13 protein-coding genes are annotated in these 17,507 nt (G+C 47.8%); 6 read left to right on the top strand and 7 right to left on the bottom strand.

The features are described from left to right. Positions 1-219 precede the first annotated feature (219 nt). Together QVO66_RS05355 and QVO66_RS05350 are read left to right on the top strand one after the other, a co-directional pair. Positions 220-564: a DUF3795 domain-containing protein gene (locus QVO66_RS05355; RefSeq protein WP_021854389.1), complete on the top strand. Its 345-nt coding sequence runs from the start codon at positions 220-222 to the stop codon at positions 562-564. Positions 565-568: 4 nt separating this feature from the next. Continuing rightward, positions 569-1,189, top strand: a complete 621-nt coding sequence (locus QVO66_RS05350; protein ID WP_021854388.1) for a DJ-1/PfpI family protein — start codon at positions 569-571, stop codon at positions 1,187-1,189. Between the two features lie 1,512 nt (positions 1,190-2,701). Here QVO66_RS05350 and QVO66_RS05345 read toward each other — a convergent pair. The 6 genes from QVO66_RS05345 to QVO66_RS05320 all read right to left on the bottom strand — a co-directional run bounded on the left by QVO66_RS05345 (position 2,702) and on the right by QVO66_RS05320 (position 11,458). Further along, entirely contained in the window at positions 2,702-3,178 is a 477-nt protein-coding gene (locus QVO66_RS05345; RefSeq protein ID WP_021854386.1) for a hypothetical protein, read from the bottom strand. 171 nt (positions 3,179-3,349) lie between these two features. Beyond that, positions 3,350-3,754 carry an HNH endonuclease gene (locus QVO66_RS05340; RefSeq protein ID WP_021854385.1) on the bottom strand — a complete coding sequence of 135 codons (405 nt, stop codon included), beginning with the start codon at positions 3,752-3,754 and terminating at the stop codon, positions 3,350-3,352. A gap of 264 nt (positions 3,755-4,018) precedes the next feature. Then, positions 4,019-5,470 carry an Outer membrane protein SusF domain-containing protein gene (locus QVO66_RS05335; protein ID WP_021854383.1) on the bottom strand — a complete coding sequence of 484 codons (1,452 nt, stop codon included), beginning with the start codon at positions 5,468-5,470 and terminating at the stop codon, positions 4,019-4,021. Between the two features lie 34 nt (positions 5,471-5,504). Then, positions 5,505-6,683, bottom strand: coding sequence for a SusF/SusE family outer membrane protein (locus QVO66_RS05330; RefSeq protein WP_021854382.1), 1,179 nt, complete (start codon positions 6,681-6,683; stop codon positions 5,505-5,507). A gap of 46 nt (positions 6,684-6,729) precedes the next feature. After that, complete coding sequence (gene susD / locus QVO66_RS05325; RefSeq protein ID WP_021854381.1) at positions 6,730-8,400, bottom strand: starch-binding outer membrane lipoprotein SusD; 1,671 nt, start codon at positions 8,398-8,400, stop codon at positions 6,730-6,732. Between the two features lie 43 nt (positions 8,401-8,443). Further along, positions 8,444-11,458 carry a SusC/RagA family TonB-linked outer membrane protein gene (locus QVO66_RS05320; RefSeq protein ID WP_021854380.1) on the bottom strand — a complete coding sequence of 1,005 codons (3,015 nt, stop codon included), beginning with the start codon at positions 11,456-11,458 and terminating at the stop codon, positions 8,444-8,446. 260 nt (positions 11,459-11,718) lie between these two features. On the opposite strand from QVO66_RS05320, the gene QVO66_RS05315 reads away from it, so the two are divergent. Together QVO66_RS05315 and QVO66_RS05310 are read left to right on the top strand one after the other, a co-directional pair. Further along, positions 11,719-12,741, top strand: a complete 1,023-nt coding sequence (locus QVO66_RS05315) for a LacI family DNA-binding transcriptional regulator (protein ID WP_021854379.1) — start codon at positions 11,719-11,721, stop codon at positions 12,739-12,741. A gap of 98 nt (positions 12,742-12,839) precedes the next feature. Beyond that, complete coding sequence (locus tag QVO66_RS05310) at positions 12,840-14,153, top strand: MFS transporter (RefSeq protein WP_053398970.1); 1,314 nt, start codon at positions 12,840-12,842, stop codon at positions 14,151-14,153. Between the two features lie 412 nt (positions 14,154-14,565). Here the strand turns inward: QVO66_RS05310 and QVO66_RS05305 are convergent, their stop codons facing one another. After that, positions 14,566-15,042 carry a hypothetical protein gene (locus QVO66_RS05305; protein WP_021854377.1) on the bottom strand — a complete coding sequence of 159 codons (477 nt, stop codon included), beginning with the start codon at positions 15,040-15,042 and terminating at the stop codon, positions 14,566-14,568. 862 nt (positions 15,043-15,904) lie between these two features. On the opposite strand from QVO66_RS05305, the gene rbfA reads away from it, so the two are divergent. After that, positions 15,905-16,240, top strand: coding sequence for a 30S ribosome-binding factor RbfA (gene rbfA, locus QVO66_RS05300; RefSeq protein WP_021854376.1), 336 nt, complete (start codon positions 15,905-15,907; stop codon positions 16,238-16,240). Next, positions 16,237-17,466, top strand: a complete 1,230-nt coding sequence (locus tag QVO66_RS05295) for an FtsX-like permease family protein (protein ID WP_021854375.1) — start codon at positions 16,237-16,239, stop codon at positions 17,464-17,466. The genes rbfA and QVO66_RS05295 overlap by 4 nt, the downstream gene beginning before the upstream one ends. Positions 17,467-17,507 lie beyond the last annotated feature (41 nt).

The raw sequence follows: 17,507 nt of genomic DNA, 5'->3' as shown, positions 1-17,507 counted from the left end.
GACTTCCCGAATATCATATATTGCAGTTCCACGCTTTCATATTGTATAACCGCCCTCAGAGGAGCTTATGGGCACAAAATAGACTGATATATGGAACAACACTTCTGCCAAAGTTGCGGAATGCCGATGCAACCATAACTATGTCATTCTGCATTTTAAAGGTACAGAGGCCACATTCTGGATTAACGGAGAATTTAATCACTCTACAAGTTGATTTACATGAAAACAATAATTTCTGATACACAAAACATTGCGGCCTGCGGCCTTTATTGCGGAGCATGCCGCAAATACCTTGCCGGGAAATGTCCCGGATGCAGGCTGAACGAGAAAGCGTCATGGTGCAAGACACGCTCATGCTGCATGGCAAACAAATTCAACACATGCGCCGAGTGCCCGCGCGACGTGAACAACTGCAAACTGTATTCAAACTGGATAGCAAAAGTGTTTGCCTTTCTGTTCAACTCTGACAGGGCGGCATGCATACGTTATATCAAAGAGAAAGGCGAAAAGGCTTTTGCCGAAGAAATGAGCAAACGTAAATGTCAGACAATAAAAAGAAGATAAAGATATGAAGAACGAAATATTATATGTCCTTCTGGACAACTATGCCGACCACGAACCTGCGTTCCTTGCCTCAGCCATAACATGCGATGAGCGCGGCATGAAAGAGACACCTAAGTTTGTAAACAAGACCGTTGCCCCCACACTGGACGCGGTATGCTCCTGCGGAGGCTTCCGCACTCTGCCCGACTACTCGCTAGACACCATGCCCGAGGATTACGCAGCACTGATACTTATAGGCGGATTCGGCTGGCTTAACGGGCAGGAAGCCGAGAGAGTGGTGCCAATAGTAAGAAACGCCATCGGTCGGGGCATCATTGTTGGAGCAATATGCAACGCGGCATCATTCCTCGCCAGACACGGATTTCTGAATAACATCAGGCATACCGGAAACGGACTGGAACAACTGAAACTTTGGGGCGGAAACAGCTATACGAACGAGGCCAACTATGTAAACGAACAGGCTGTGTCAGACAAGCGTATAGTTACAGCCAACGGCTCCGGCTATTTGGAATTTGCCAAAGAACTTCTTCTACTGCTTGAGAACGACACTCCAGAACGCACGGAAATGTTTTATCGCTTTAATAAAGAAGGACTTGTAAAGATTACTTCAAGTTCAAGCAAATAAGTCATTATGCAAACAGTCGGCAGCAACAAAAGTGACGTCACGCCTGAATTATTAAATAAAAAAATAATTTAGATGCATACCATTTCGTCACTTTTGTTGCTGCCACATTTTAACCTAAATCGCATTAGGATTCAGCCTTTCGCTTTGCCTGATAACAAGATGTCCTAAACAAGACATTCTGTTTATTATAATATACTCAAACCCCACAAAAACTCACCTCGTCTCCCTCCTAACCCACTCGCCTACCAAGTATTTTTCATGCCGAGCTATTTCATTTTTGCAACATAAAACAAATTCCGGGTATCTTATACATAAAAACATAAAGACGCTAAACCGTGGTCAGGATGTTAGCATGAAAAAGTAAAAAGTCAGGACAAAATATTTTTTCAATCTGGAAAATCAACATATAACGGATGTTAAAGAGTATGCATTGCAGCAGCAAAATATTTAACATCCGTTTGCTTTTCTCATGCAAAAATGGCGCAAAAACATGGATTTTCAGAGCTAAAACGGCTGTTTTTGTGATGCAAAAGGGCAACATCCGAACGGTAAACCTATCGGTTTTGAGCGAAAAGTGGCCGAGTAATATTTTTTAACCATTGCGTTTTAGTTCAGCGAAATGTATAAAACATTATAAATCAACGTCTTAACAAAAATGTGCAAAATCAGCTATTTTTCACGCCAAACCACGAAACCGTGACGAGCATGGCGATTCTGGAGACGTTAAACGTTCAATTTAGGAGATATTTTTTTAGGAGTTAAAGTCAGATGCATTGTAACTTAAAAACAAACGGCATATACCAACAAGACTATTGTGCCGGCAATCAATAAAATTAATCTGCCGGAATTGAGTATAAGGATTTTTTAATCCGATTACTTCCTATTTTTAATTAATAGGTATGAGTCTCGGATCAAAGATCCTTATATTTTTTGCTGTCGGATAGCATATCCGACAGAACAATAGTCTTGTTGCTTCAAAACAAAAATAGAATTTTCCATCACCATAAAGCATTTCAATTTAAAAGATTTTCCAGTGACGCCGGACATATACCAACAAGACTATTGTGCCGGCTGATTTGTAATCTGCCGGAACTGAATATAAGGATTTTTTTAATCCGCTTGCTTCCTATTTTTTGATTAAATAGGTATGAGTCTCGGATCAAAGATCCTTATATTTTTTGCTGTCGGATAGCATATCCGACAGAACATTAGCTTTGCTGTTTCTCTACAACAATTCCCTATAAAATTTTGTATCACTACAATGCATATGAATTATTCACTCTTCGTTCTTCACTTAATTTGTCATATCCGGCAGAACATTAGTCTTGCTGTTTCTCAACAACAATTCCCTACAAAATTTTGCATCACCACAAGGCATTTGGATTTTTCACTCTTCACTTTTCGTTTTTCACTTGCACATGCATAGCATATACAACAAAAAAATATCTTGTGGATTCATAACAATGACAGAATCCACAAGATATTTGTCTTTACTCTTTAAATAAGAATATTCTAAAGCTCAACCCTGCCGTCTGACGGATACGTGAAGTTGATTTCGTGGAGCGTGTTGTGGCTGTTTATCACGAGAATATACTTGCCGGCCTTCAACGGCCCGACCTCGTAAGAGACGTCAAAGGGACAGATGCAGTTGCAGCTTGTGTCGGTCTCCTTTTCAACAACGCTTATGCGGTTGCCTGTAACGGTCAGCGTAACGTCTATTTTCTCCGAACAGCAGTTGTAAGACACGTTAGCATGGTTGATGTAGACATAACCGTCGCTCTTGCTCTTATACTCTACATACTCTGTATCAAACGGACTGCGTGTTGTTGCGGAGCCGGCCTGTGAAGGCTGTCCTTCGGTCTTACATCCCGTAGTGTAGACATTACGGACGTTTACCGTTGTCGTTCCTTCGTCGTCGCTGCTGCATGACGAAACAACGAACGCCGCACACATAGCGGCAAAACATGAACAAATTAGATTTAGCTTCATAGATTAAGGCTTTTTAGTTGAAAAACTCCGATTACTTCCTAATTTTTATTAATAGGTATGAGTCTCGGATCAAAGATCCTGATACGTGATGCTGTCGGATAACATATCCGACAGAACAATAGCCTTGTTGCTTCAAAACAACGCTAAGAACAACGTCGAACTCACATTAATTTAGAACACTCCTTGAATATAAGAAAGAAGTGGCTCTTTGATAATCAATGAACCTTGCGGAGCGGCTTTAAGCCCATTTTCGCACAAATCATTCAATTTAAGAAGTTCTGTAGTGTTCTTTGCGAGCAATTTCATTCTATAAAAGCGATTCAGATTAATACTTGTATCAAAATCTTTAGGATTTACCCAAAATTCTTTATCAGCAATAGTATTCTCTGCTTTAACATTTATATCTATTACTTCTGCTTTAAATACTACTTGCGAAATAGGTCTAGCAATATATAAATATACAATGTCTCCAATTTCATAATTTCTAAATTGACGCCAATCAACCACGTCTCTCTTTTGAAATAGTTCTGTAATCTTAAATATTTTAGGATTAGCAGGTTGCATCCAATACTTCATATCCTATAATTTTTTAAAAGCGAGTTAGATGAATTGTAAATGCTTGTAAAATTGGTGATTAACGAAATTGCCGTATCTTTTGCGGAAAAAGAATAATGAACAATAATCGCTATGATAACCAAAAGCAAAGTTATAGAATTATTTTGTATGACGTATGATTTCTGTAAGTTTTTTATCCTGGGCCAGAGGCGCCGCAAAAAATCAAATGCGCCACGCACTTTGTATTTAAACAAGGGTGCATGGCGCATAACACAAAATCTGATATTATTCTGCTAAGAATACAAATTCAGTGGTAATGTCGTTGAAGTAGACGCTGTAGGTACCAGCCGGAACTGTCATGTTGCCGCCGTTATAGTCGGCTTTGCCATAATAGTTGTCGGCAATGTTGGCACCGTTGCCCCAGCTGTCAGCCCAGTCATGTCCTGCACGGAACTTGAGTCCGCCGTCAGACGGGATGCTGACCTTGGCATACCAGTTGTGAGGAGTAACCTGAGTGAGGTCTACGTCGCCGTTCCAGCTGTTGAAGTCGCCGATGAGCGAGATTGAGGTGTATTCCTTCGGAGCCTGGTCGCTGAGCTTAGTCCATGTATACTTCATGGTTGTCATGTCGATGGTGAAGGTGTAATACTCGGCAGAAGGAGCAGAGATAGACTGTGCGCCGGAGTTTACGATGTTGCCGGCAGGAGAGTTGTCGCCGTCAACTGCACATCCGTAAGCCTTGTCCCAGTTGCCGAAGTCGGCACCTGCCCAGAACTTCAGGTCGTAAGCACCCTTCCATTTTGTAGTGTAGCTCATCACGGTGCTTGTCTGCGGATAGAACAGACATGTCATGCCTGTAGCCGGGTCGTTGTTCCATCCCTGCAGGTCGCCCACCATGTAATACTCGCCGGCCATCTCTTCGATGGTGTAAGTATAGTCCATCATGTTGACGGTGAGCTTATAGAAGCCCTGTTTCTCTATCTTGCCGGCCTTAGGAGCTGTGGTTACGAGTGAGCCTGTGAGACTCGGGTCGCCGTCAATGGCAACACCCACAACACCGTCTGTTCCCTCATGCCACAAGTCGCCAGAGTCGATGTTGCCCTGCGGAACTATCTTCCAGTAGCAGTCGGCCTTAGGTGTTGTGAACACTACAGAGAACACAGGATCCTCATATACATCGGCACCTGAATGTGAGAACTTGATAGCTGCATCGGCAGCCCATCCGCACATGTCGCCAACAAGATAATAAGCGTCGGCAATGTAAGGAGCCTTAGGCGTAACTGAAATCTGAATCTTGCCGGCATCAACCAGGAACGACTGGCCGCCGATGACGATATCAGAATAAACCTGAGCGTCGAACACGCGGGCTGCCGGACGACGTCCGTAGAACTCAACCACGGCGTCCTGAAGCGCAGTGCTGTCGAGCATGCCGTCGGCGGTTGCCTCGAGCGTTTTCTTTGTTGCAGAAGAGCCGTCAGCCGGCAACAGTTCTACACGTGTATGCTCTATCGTGGCACCCTCTGGCAGGGTTGCAGCCGAAAGCGTGAACGCCTTGACGCTTGTGCCGGGGTTAGCCAGGTCGATAGGGTCGGCAGCCGTTGCCGTATAGCCCGGCAACGTAACTGCTTCTTCCTGCGGATTGCTCTGCGGGTCGGCCCAGTCGTCATAATCGCCGTTACATGAAACGAACGTCATGGCTGAAAGCAACAGACCGCCCAAAAATAATATCTTTTTCATAATGATATTTCTGTTAAATGGTTTAGATTATTGGTTATTTTACTTCTCCTCTGTCGTAGTCGAAGTCTACATAGAGTTTCTGACCCTTCTCGCAGGTAACAGAATAGTCGCTGCCCACGTTCTTAGCCCAATTGTCAGGGATGTCGCAGTCGCGCCAGTAGAGGTCGCCCTTATAGAGAGTGAACTCTGTGCGCCACCAGTCGAGACCCGGCACCTTGATGCTTGCGCGGAGCTCGCCGCCGGCAAGGAAGGCAGGAGATACCCACTGAGCAGAAGCATCGGCAGGAGCTGTAAGCTGAGTTTCCGGGAATTGTCCCCAATTGTCCCCCTGAGACATAACAGTACCGATGACGTAAGCCTCGCCCGGATAAACAGTGAGGGCAGACTTAATCTGGTTGTTCTCAACCGAAACGTTCATAAACAGAACATACCATCCGCCGTTGGCCACCTGTATGCCGCCGTCAGCACCCTGAGACAAGCCTGCGCCGGCCTGGTCGTCAAACGAGTTGGTCAGTGCATAGCCCTTGTCCGGTGTGTCTGTGTCGCCCCACATGAATGTTGAGCCTGCAGCAAGATAAGCCATGCCGTAGAACTGACCCTCGAATCCGTAGACAGCAGCAAGAGGCTTAGCCTCAGAACCGTTGCGGATAGAAGAACCTGCGATATATACAGTCTTAGGCATTGTTGCAACATAAGATACAACAACCTTTGGCAGAGTGATTACGTTAGAGTTGCACCAGCCCTTGTCGCTGTTGGCGATGTGGGCACGCATACGCACGTAAACAGGCATAACTATGCCGGATGGGTCGGCGCCGTTGTTCTTCTCCTGATACATTCTTACAATGGCATTGTTCATTTCGGTAGCATTTACGTTCATGTTAGCCTGGTTGTATGTGGTCTCAAGAGTTGTGTAAGTGGCAGCCTCCACCTTGGCAGCATCGCCAGAAGCGAAGTCTGGGTCGATAGAAACCTGCACCTGATAAGTGGTTACAACAGGGAAGCCATAGTCGGGCTGCGATGTCGTAAGGTTGACATATGTAGAGTTAGCCAAGTCGTATACATTGTCGTTGGCATGAGCCGGCACGTTAAGCACAAACGATTCGGGCTGATTTAATATAGGGTTGCTCTCGTCGTCGGTCTCACATGAAGCCATGAAAGGCAGCACGCCCAACACCAGTGCCGGAACGAACAGTTTCTTTATTATATTTTTCATAATCATTTTCATTTTAAAACTTTATTGCAAACTGATTGCCATGTTATCAATAACCGGGGTTCTGTGTAAGGTTGCTGTTGTTGAGCACGTCGGTTGCCGGTATAGGATAAACATTATAGTGAGAGTCAACGGTTGTTCCGTTAGCGGCTCCGCCCTTCCAGTCCCATAGATATTTGCCTGTCGTGAAGCAGCCAAAACGTACGAGGTCGCTGCGGCGACGGCCTTCGAGATAGAACTCGCGGCACCACTCGTCGAGGATGTCCATGTCAGATGTGATAGAGCTTATCTGCTTTGCGTTGGCACGCTTGCGCAGCTCGTTGATGTCAGAAACAGCCTTCTCGGGCTGGCCTTTGCGATAATAAGCCTCTGCACGTGTAAGATAAACCTCTGCATAACGGAACAGCGGAATGTCTATGTCGGGATATTCGGTGTCGTGTGTGGGCTGACCGTCTGTACGGAAGTTGTTCCACTTAACGATAGAAAGTCCGTCGTTGAAGCTTGATATAGCATCTGTCTGCAGCTTGCGTACACCACCGCCACGGCCGCCGTAGAACAAAGCGCGGTCGTCGCCTGCCTTAGCCACGATCTGAGCTGTTGACGAACCGTCCTGCTGGTCGAGAGCCTTGATTTCGGCCTCTGTAGCTCCGGCAGGAGCCGGCTCTGTAGAAATCGGGCAGTCAGACAGTGTGGGGAAGAACTTCTTTACCATTGCTGCACGTGCGAAGATACAGCTCCAGCCGTTAGTTGTTCCCATGTCGGGCATTCCGGCAATACGTGTCGCGCTGACGAGCATGAATGAGCCGCTGTAGCTGCGTGTCTTCTGTCCGTCCTGACGGATAGGCAGGATAATCTCCTTCATAGCCTGCGGGTTCTCGTCGTTGTCGGCCATGAACAGCTGTGCATATCCTGAATAGCCGTTCTTGGCTGTCTTTGAAAGTTCGTAAGCTCCGCTGCCAATAAGCAGGTCGCAATAGCTGATAGCCTTGTCATAATCCTTAATCTCGCCCTTGGTGTAGATCTCAGAGTTGAGGGCCAGACGTGCATGCAGCATATAGGCAGCACCGCGGTCGGCACGGCCAAAGTTCTCAGAGTTGCAGTAAGCACCAACCTCGGCCATCTGCGGTTCAATCTCAGTCAGCTCCTGGTCGATCCATGTGTAAAGGTCCTTGCCGCTCTTCTCAACAGGAAGGTCGCTGATGTTGAAGTCGAGCTTGAAAGGTGACTTGCCGAACAGGTCGAGCATGTACCAATAGTGGAGAGCACGCAGGAAGCGTACCTCGGCACGGTTGAGCTTGTTGGCCTCGTCGTCGGGCACCTGGCTCAGGTAGCTGTTGAACAGAGTGATGTCGTAGGTAAGGCGTGTGTAAACCCACTGAGTACGGATACTGCTTGAGTTCCATGCGATGTTGGTAAGCTGCGGAATGTCAGTATCTGTCTGCCAAGCCCATACACACTCGTCAGAGGGAAGCTCCATGCAGTTGAACGTTGTACGGTAGAAACCCGACTCACCCTCGTCGTCGCTCAAGTCGCCATTGCCGGCTACACCTTTCTGACCGGTAAGTCCGAGAGTGGCATAGCATTTAGCCAGCAAAGCCGTAGGATCAGCAGACGGCTTGGTCTGCGGGTCGATTGAGCTTATGTTAAGGTCGTTGGCACAACCGGTCAATCCGGCTGCAAGCACAGCGACTGCCAATGTTCTAAAAAATATCTTTTTCATTGTTATGTCCTTTATTTATTACTTTTATATAAATGCACAACCATTAGAAATTAAGGTTAAGACCGATCTGAACGCTGAATGGACGTGGGTAAGGATTTCTGTCGATACCGCCTGCAACTTCAGGGTCGAGTCCCTTATATTTTGTAATGATGAACGGATTCTGCACAGTTGCGAAAATACGTCCTGAGAAGTAATCCTGTCCTGCATACTTAAGCAGAGCCGGGAACGAATAGCCAAGCGTGATGTTGGTACACTTCAGGTATGATGCGTTGCGTACGAAATAGTCGCTGAGATAATACTCAGTACCGTTTGTTCCGCTGAAGCCGAGGTCAACGGCTGCCTGTGTAGTGTTTGTGAATGCGCTGTTAGAGTAGAGTCCTGATGCGCTTACGGCTGCCCTGTTAGACAAGAAGTCATAGTAAACATAGTTGCCGAGAGATGCGCGGAATGCTGTGCTCAGATCCCAGTTCTTGTATGTGAACTTCATTGTAAGACCCATGAATACGTCAGCTGCCGGGCTCTTGTAGAAGTAACGGTCGTCGTTGTTGATGATGCCGTTGCCGTCGCGGTCAACATATACGCCTTCGAGCGGTTTACCGTTCTCGTCGTAAACCTGCTGGTAAACCCAGAATGAGTTGGCCGGCTGGCCTACTGTGTGTGCCTGAACGTGAGTGCTGTTACCGCGTGAGATGGTTGAACCAGACTCAACATAATAGTCTTCGTCACCGCCGATAAGCTCTGTAATCTCGTTGTGGTTCCATGCAACGTTGTACTGAACGTCCCATACAAAGTCCTTAGTAACGATAGGCTTGGCTCCTACTGTGAATTCAACACCGTAGTTCTCAAGTGAACCGATGTTCTGTGCCATACGCTGACCGAAGTTCATAAGTGTAGGAAGAGCAACCTCCTGGATAAGGTCTGTTGTCTCACGATAGTAAGCATCGATGTTTGCAGTGATGCGGTTGTTCAGGAATGCAAAGTCAAGACCTGCGTTCCATGTTGTTGTTGTCTCCCATGTCAGGTCGGGGTTGTATTTGTTCGGACGCATTGTGTAATAGTATGTGTCGCCGAAAGGATACTGAGCATAAGAGTTGCTGTTTACGTAGAGCGGAGTGTAGAGGAAGTCGTAACCGATGTCCTGCTGACCTGTCTGACCCCATCCGAGACGGAGCTTGAACTCGTTCCACCACTTGATGTTCTTCATGAACTTCTCGTCATTGATCTTCCATGCAAGAGCTACAGAGGGGAAGTAGCCCCACTTGTGTCCGTCGGCAAAGCGTGAAGAACCGTCGGCACGGATTGTGGCTGTAAGCATATAGCGGTCGAGCAATGTATAGTTGAGACGTCCGAAGTAAGACACCAGAGAGTTGTGTGTGGCCCACTCTGTCTCGTTTCTCAGAGCCGGGTTGTTGGCCTCGCCTGTATACGGGTCTGTACCCTGTCCGATGTTGTATCCGCTGCGGTGATAGTGTGACTCCTCGGCACCGGCCATCACGTCGATGTAGTGAGCGCCGAAGGTGTGTGTATACTGTGCATAGGCATTAGCCGTGATGCTGTATTTCCAATAGTAAGTACGGCCGTCCCAGCCATAATAGTTGTTGCTGTAACCGTAAGGAGAATTTATGTCGCTCTGACGGCTTGCAGTATATTGTCCACCATAGCTTGCATGCAGGCGCAGATCCTCAAATCCGTGAATCTTGTAGTCAACCTCAACGTTTGCCGTGAAGTCGTTAGAATGAGCATAGCACTCGTTCTGCTCAAGATATGCAACAGGGTTCTGAGGAGCGTTAGGATTCTTGGTGTAAGCCCAAGAAGGATCGCTGAAGTTTGCCGAAACGATGTTCTGCCAGTAGCCGCCCAGCCACTTGTAAGGCTCGCTGTCGTCCATTACAGGGCGTGTCGGGTCCATTGAAAGCGCACCGCCGATGGCTGCGCCGCTGTCAACATAGCGGTCTTTCTCGGCCATGTACTTGGCAGTGATGTTGAAGTTAAGGTGATCGTCAAGGAATGACGGCGCAAGGTTAACAGAAGCGTTGAAACGGTTCATGAAAGAGTTCTTGATGATACCCTGGTCGCTCTGATAGCCGATAGACACGCGGTAAGGCATGTTCTTGAGTCCGCCGGTCATTGACAAGTTGTGAGATGTGCTCACTGCAGTGCGGAATATCTCGTCCTGCCAGTCGGTGTTTGCATTGCCGAGCATGGCAACGCCGCTCTCGCCGATAACCTTGCCTACGAGTGCGCGGTATTCGTCGCCGTTGAGCACTTCATAGCGTTTCTGAGTTGTTGAAACGGTTACGTCGCCGTTGTAAGAGAATTTAGGACCAGAGCCCTTCTTTCCTTTCTTTGTGGTGATGATGATGACACCGTTAGACGCGCGCGAACCGTAGATGGCTGTAGCTGAAGCATCCTTAAGGATGTTGAAAGTCTCGATATCGTTAGGGTTGATCATAGCCAGCACGTTGCTCATACCTGTAGCGGTGTTGTTGTCGATGGTAAGACCGTCGATAACGAGCAGCGGGTCGTTGCTTGCATTAAGAGACGAACCTCCGCGGATGCGGATCTGAGATCCTGAACCAGGGGCACCGCCGCTGGTGATAACATCCACACCGGCAACTTTACCGACAAGCATGTCGGCAGCGTTGTTGGTGATACCTTTACTCATATCATCAGGCTTCATAGCAGAAACAGAACCGGTGAGGTCGCCCTTCTTGACAGTTCCGTAACCGATAACGACAACGTCCTCAAGCAACTGCGAGTCGTCCTGAAGGGCTATCTTCATATTCTGCGATGCTGCCGTCTCCACCGTCTTGTATCCGATGTATGAAACCGACAGCATGCTGCCCGGCTCAGCCTTGATACTGAAGTTTCCGTCAATATCAGTTATCACACCGCCGCCCTGACCTGCAACACGGACAGTAGCTCCGATGATCGGCTCTCCGGAAGCATCTGTAACTTGCCCGGTAATAGTACTTTGGGCAAATGCTCCCACTGATAGGAACAGACCAAACAAGATGGCCAGAATCCTAATAGAGGTTTTCATTTTTACCTGCTTCATCTTCTTGTGGTTTTAAAGTTAACATTAATGATTTATTAATTAAATTGTTTATATTTGCAGTAGTTCAAAAAATAGAGCTTTAAGGTCATTTTTTCTAGCTGCAAAAATACGTTTAGATATGATAAAATTATCTTTTTTTTAGCTAAAAAATACGTTTTGCTCTGTGCAAACGTTTACACAAATAAAACGATATAATAATAATAATGTGAAAGACAAGATAATTGTGTTTTGACTACTTTTGCTTTGTAAAATAAAATCCGATGCCAGAAAAGAACACACCCATAACGATGAAAGACATTGCCAGAGAACTTAAGGTTTCTGTGGCAACGGTTTCGAGGGCACTGAAAGACAGCCCGAGAATCAGCGCAAAAAGGCGCGACGAGATAAGACGATATGCCGAGGAACACAACTTCAGCCCCAACATAATCGCCGAGTCGCTGCGCAACAGACGGGTTATAAAAGTCATTGGAGTGATTGTACCGCAGTTTACCCACTTCTATTTCTCGTCAGTTTTGAGCGGTATCGAAGAGGAGGCCGACAAATACGGCTACCGCATACTTGTGGCGCAGAGCCTTGAGCAGTATGACAGAGAGGTGGAAGTGTGCCGCTCGTTCTATGAAAACAAGGTGTGCGGCATACTTGTGTCGCAGGCTATCAACACATCAAAGTACGACCACTTTACCGACCTGATAAACAAGAACGTGCCGCTTGTGTTCTTCGACCGCATCTGCACGGGCATGAACACGTGCCGCGTGGTGGTGGACGACTACATGGGAGCATTCTCGGCCGTGGAATATCTCATCAAGACCGGATGCAGGCATATAGCCTACTACGGCTCGAGCATGAACCTCGAGATATCGAAGAACAGATACAACGGATGGCACGACGCGCTGCGCAAGCACGGCATAGACCCCGACAGTTGCGTGAAAAGATTCTGCGACAACCGAGAACATGCCGAAAGGATTACGCCCGAGGTGCTCAACATGGAGGACAGGCCCGACGCCTTCTTCGCCGTCAACGACGACACGGCCATCGGCATAATGTACACGGCAAAGCACATGGGACTGCGCATCCCTGAGGACATCTCGGTGTGCGGATTCACCAACGGACAGCGTGCCATTGCCTGCGACCCTATGCTCACCACGGTCGAACAGAACGGAAAAGAGGTGGGCAGACAGGCTGCATCTATTCTGATAGGCAAGGCCGAGGGCAGAATACCGCTCGACAAGATTGAGAAAAGAGTGGTAAGAACAAGACTCGTGGTGCGCGGGTCGACAAAATAACAGCTGAATACACTGACGACTGCGGCACATTAGCCGCGGCAACAGCAAGCATATAATAACATAAATAAAAATAAACGCCTTAAACTATGAGTTCTAACTTGAAGAAGAAACCCGACCTGAGTTTCGCAACGCTCTGGAATCTGAGCTTCGGCTTCTTCGGCGTGCAGATTGCCTACGCACTGCAGAGCGCCAACATCAGCCGAATTTTCGCAACGCTGGGGGCCGACCCTCACAATCTTAGCTACTTTTGGATATTGCCTCCGCTTATGGGCATCATCGTGCAGCCTATAGTGGGCACGCTGAGCGACAAGACGTGGTGCCGCTTCGGCCGGCGCATACCTTATCTGTTTGTCGGCGCACTGGTGGCCGTACTCGTCATGTGCCTGCTGCCCAACGCCGGCTCTCTCGGCATGGCTGTCAGCACGGCCATGGTGTTCGGTCTTATCTCGCTGATGTTTCTCGACACGAGCATCAACATGGCCATGCAGCCGTTCAAGATGCTCGTGGGCGACATGGTGAACGAGAAGCAGAAAGCCCTGGCCTACTCTATACAGAGCTTTCTGTGCAACGCCGGCTCGCTGGTGGGCTATGTGTTCCCGTTCCTGTTCACGTTCCTCGGCATAAGCAACGTGGCTGCAAAGGGCGTAGTGCCCGACTCGGTAATCTATTCGTTCTACATCGGAGCCGCCATCCTCATCCTGTGCGTCATCTACACATCGGCAAAGGTGAAGGAGATGCCGCCGAAGGAGTATGCAGAATATCACGGACTCGACAAGCCGCTTAACGAAGAGAAGGTGAACGTCGTGAAACTGCTGCGCAACGCGCCGAAGGCTTTCTGGACCGTAGGTCTGGTGCAGTTCTTCAGCTGGGCTGCATTCCTGTATATGTGGAACTACACCAACGGTGCCATAGCCGAAACATGCTGGCAGACCACCGACCCTACATCGGCAGGATTTCAGGAGGCCGGCAACTGGGTCGGCATTCTGTTTGCGGTGCAGGCAATAGGCAGTGTGGTATGGGCTATGGCTCTGCCGCGCTTCTCTAACCGCAAGATGGCCTACGCCCTCAGCCTCGTGCTAGGCGGCATAGGCTTCCTGATGATTCCTTACATCAGCGACCAGTATGTTCTCTTTATTCCTTATCTTCTGATAGGATGTGCCTGGGCTGCAATGCTGGCCATGCCGTTCACCATCGTCACCAACGCCCTCAACGGCAGCCACATGGGTGCCTACCTCGGTCTGTTCAACGGCACGATATGCATCCCGCAGATCATAGCGGCAGCACTCGGCGGCGTGGTCCTCACGCTTGTAGGCAGCGCACAGAGCCACATGATGATTGTGGCCGGTGTGTTCCTCATCATCGGTGCGGCATGTGTCGGAATAATTAAGGAGACTATAGGCGAAAGCGAATAACAAGGACATGCTGCGCCACAGCACCGGCATGAGCAGCTTAATCAGCCTGCGAATAATACACATAGGGTATACATAAATCGTAAACAGCATTATTCGCAGGCATAAATAAAGCATTTCGCGATTTTACACTAATCGCAGACAAAATCACTTTTTAGGAGTGATTATTCAAGATTTTGCCGGAGCCGGCCTGCTGTTACACTGCATAAAAAGCATGTAGCAAGCAGACCTGCTCCGGCAAATTTTATGTTACATCCCGAGGTTAAACTAAAGTCTGTCATCAGTATCCGGCAGGAATGCTCTCACGGCAATGCCGCACGCAGACACGACAGCCTGCATGCTGCCATGCCGACAAAGCCGGCGCGGCAGGGCTGTAACAGATAAAAGAATAAAGATGTTGCAGGGCTACGGCACATCAAAGGGCATCATCGTGCATCTGCCTGCCCTCGCTGTAACCCTCGTCGTAACCTTCCTCATAGCCATCTTCATAACATTCCTGAAGCTTGCCTGAGTAGTCTGAAGCGTTTTCGCTGTAATGAGTTTCGTATTTCTCGCCCACTTCGCCGTCTTCCATGCCGTCGTTATATCCGGCCTCCATTCCTTCGCGGCGTGCCGTTTCCTGTGGCGTCTCCTCTGTACGGGGCAATTGTCTTGTAGTTACGGCAGGCTTGTCTGCGGCTGCATTATGGCGCAGCTGCCCGGTGTCGCGCATGATTATCGACGACGGCTGCTGCTGATGCACACTGTCGCCACAACGGTCGAGCGCAAAGACAGACACCAAGACCACAACAACGGCTATAATCGCAATGGTTTCGCCAGTTTCTCCATACCACGGCTTGCGGCGTTTACCATTGCGCCCACGCGTTTCTTCGTCGGCATTATTATTTTTCATAGAACTGCATTTTAAGGTTTTGTCGGTGGCAAAAATAGTTATTTTCAACAATATACGCAACCACTTAATATTAAAACATAGTTAAATGAGAAAACTTAACATATCCCGTATATGCATCATGGGATATAATCGGCAACGATAATCAGCAACCTTCAAAACGTAAATTTTAGTTAAACCAACATCTTTTATATTAACACTTTTATGCCTACTTTTTCATTCCGGAATCAAAACATCGGTTCAGGATACGAAAAAGCGGGCATAAACGTCATTTACACATAAGCGTCTGTATGTCAGCGATTTACAATAACCAAGCCGTAAATACAAATCGTCTAAAACCCGGATTTACGCCTGGAATCATGCAAAAAGCCACGTTTCAGAGCGCAAAAGGGTACGTTTTACATCACAACTTAATGCCTTTTAGAAGCTAAAATAGTGCTTTTAATAGTGCGAATAGTATATGTAATCACAATAACTATACACATTCTCACATTTCTACAGGCAAAATTCATAAACAGAAAGCGCATTTTTTAATTTATTAGAGGAAAAATACTGCTCATTAAAATGTTAAATACAGAAAGAATAAAATAGGCTATATGCAAACTAACGTTAACAGAATTAGGCATCAACATAATGTTTATTTTACAAGAAAAAGCATGACGGCAGCACTAATGCGGACAAATTATGCCACACAGTACACCCGTGTCATCAGTACGGACAGAAGACCGGCACGGCACTAAAGGCAAAAAATAACCATAAAGCATGGGCTTGTCTCAGTTTTTTTTAGTAAGTTTGCACAAAACAAACAGCCTCCGCCAAACCGGACGGCAGATAACATAAAGATAACGTAAAAAGAAAAATCAATATGCAGGAAACAAGACAAAACCGCATTGCAAGACTGTTGCAAAAAGAACTGAGCCTGATATTCCAGTCGCAGACAAGAGGCATGAGAGGCACGATGGTGAGCGTTACGCGCTGCCGCATCAGTCCCGACCTTAGCATCTGCACGGCATATCTGAGCATATTTCCGCCCGAGAAGTCGGAAGAACTGATAAAGAACATCACGGCTAACGAGAAAACCATACGCTACGAACTGGGTACGCGCGTGAGAAACCAGCTGAGAATTATCCCCGAGCTGCGCTTCTTCATCGACGACTCTCTTGATTATATCGAGCACATTGACGAGCTGCTGAAGAAATGAATTTTCCATTCTACATAGCACGCCGCTATCTCTTTTCAAAGAAGAGCACACACGTCATCAACATCATCAGCGGCATCAGCGTCGTAGGTGTGGCCGTGGCCACAATGGCGCTGGTGGTAACTCTCAGTGTGTTCAACGGCTTTCACGACCTCGTGGCGTCGCTGCTGACATCGTTCGACCCGCAGATTGAGATTGTACCTACTAAAGGAAAGACAGCCCCGGCAGACGACCCTATACTGACAAAGATACGCAACCTGCCGCAGGTCGACGTGGCAACGGAGAGCGTGGAAGACCAGGCGATGGCCATATACAAGGGCAGACAGGCCATGATTAAGGTGAAGGGCGTTGAGGATAACTTCAGCGAGCTGTCGCACATCAACGACATTCTGTATGGCGACGGCGAGTTTTCGCTGCATGCCGCCAATCTCCAGTTTGGCGTTGTGGGCATCCGCCTTGCCGACAACCTTGGCATGACGGCCGACTGGGACGGACAGCTGAAGATATATGCTCCGAAGCGCGAGGGACAGCTCGACCTGATGAATCCTACCGAAGGATTTGTTGAAGATTCGGTGATTTCGCCCGGTGTGGTGTTTTCCGTTAAACAAGCGCGCTACGACCGCGACTACGTATTGACTTCGATAGCATTCGCACGCAATTTGTTCGGTCAGCAGGGCATGCTCTCGCAGCTTGAGATCAGACTCAAGCCGGGCAGCGATCTTGACGCCGTAAAGGCTGAGATGCAGAAAATTGCGGGCAGCAAGTATCGCGTTCTCGACCGTATGGAGCAGCAGGCTGACACGTTCAAGATTATGAAGATAGAGAAGTTTATCGCCTATATCTTCCTTACGTTCATCCTTGCCGTGGCTTGCTTCAACATCATAGGCTCGCTGTCGATGCTGATTATCGACAAGAAGAACGACGTGGTTACGCTGCGCAACATGGGCGCGAGCGACAAGCAGATAGTAAGGATATTCTTGTTTGAAGGCCGCATGATATCGGCAATCGGAGCCATACTCGGCATATTAGTCGGTCTGTTGCTGTGCTGGCTGCAGCAGGTTTACGGACTTGTTTCGCTGGGACGCAGCAGCGGCTCATTCATCGTGGATGCCTATCCGGTGAGCGTTCATCCTGAAGACATCATCATAATATTCATCACAGTGCTTGCCGTTGGCTTTGCCTCGGTGTGGTATCCCGTAAGATATTTCGCCAAAAGACTCATTCAATAAAAGATTCTACACTAAGAAAAAATAAAAAAGGAAACATGAAT

Source organism: Prevotella sp. CAG:255, from assembly GCF_000431195.1.
Taxonomy (GTDB): Bacteria; Bacteroidota; Bacteroidia; order Bacteroidales; family Bacteroidaceae; genus Prevotella; species Prevotella rara.
The sequence above is the reverse complement of the archived record's forward strand: the minus strand, read 5'-3'. Positions and strand labels throughout refer to the sequence as shown.

Excerpts from the sequence above, each read along its gene's own strand:
- QVO66_RS05355 (WP_021854389.1), top strand. The coding sequence starts at position 220 with ATGAAAACAATAATTTCTGATACACAAAACATTGCGGCCTGCGGCCTT.
- QVO66_RS05350 (WP_021854388.1), top strand. The coding sequence starts at position 569 with ATGAAGAACGAAATATTATATGTCCTTCTGGACAACTATGCCGACCAC.
- QVO66_RS05345 (WP_021854386.1), bottom strand. The coding sequence starts at position 3,178 with ATGAAGCTAAATCTAATTTGTTCATGTTTTGCCGCTATGTGTGCGGCG.
- QVO66_RS05340 (WP_021854385.1), bottom strand. The coding sequence starts at position 3,754 with ATGAAGTATTGGATGCAACCTGCTAATCCTAAAATATTTAAGATTACA.
- QVO66_RS05335 (WP_021854383.1), bottom strand. The coding sequence starts at position 5,470 with ATGAAAAAGATATTATTTTTGGGCGGTCTGTTGCTTTCAGCCATGACG.
- QVO66_RS05330 (WP_021854382.1), bottom strand. The coding sequence starts at position 6,683 with ATGAAAAATATAATAAAGAAACTGTTCGTTCCGGCACTGGTGTTGGGC.
- susD (WP_021854381.1), bottom strand. The coding sequence starts at position 8,400 with ATGAAAAAGATATTTTTTAGAACATTGGCAGTCGCTGTGCTTGCAGCC.
- QVO66_RS05320 (WP_021854380.1), bottom strand. The coding sequence starts at position 11,458 with ATGAAGCAGGTAAAAATGAAAACCTCTATTAGGATTCTGGCCATCTTG.
- QVO66_RS05315 (WP_021854379.1), top strand. The coding sequence starts at position 11,719 with ATGCCAGAAAAGAACACACCCATAACGATGAAAGACATTGCCAGAGAA.
- QVO66_RS05305 (WP_021854377.1), bottom strand. The coding sequence starts at position 15,042 with ATGAAAAATAATAATGCCGACGAAGAAACGCGTGGGCGCAATGGTAAA.
- rbfA (WP_021854376.1), top strand. The coding sequence starts at position 15,905 with ATGCAGGAAACAAGACAAAACCGCATTGCAAGACTGTTGCAAAAAGAA.
- QVO66_RS05295 (WP_021854375.1), top strand. The coding sequence starts at position 16,237 with ATGAATTTTCCATTCTACATAGCACGCCGCTATCTCTTTTCAAAGAAG.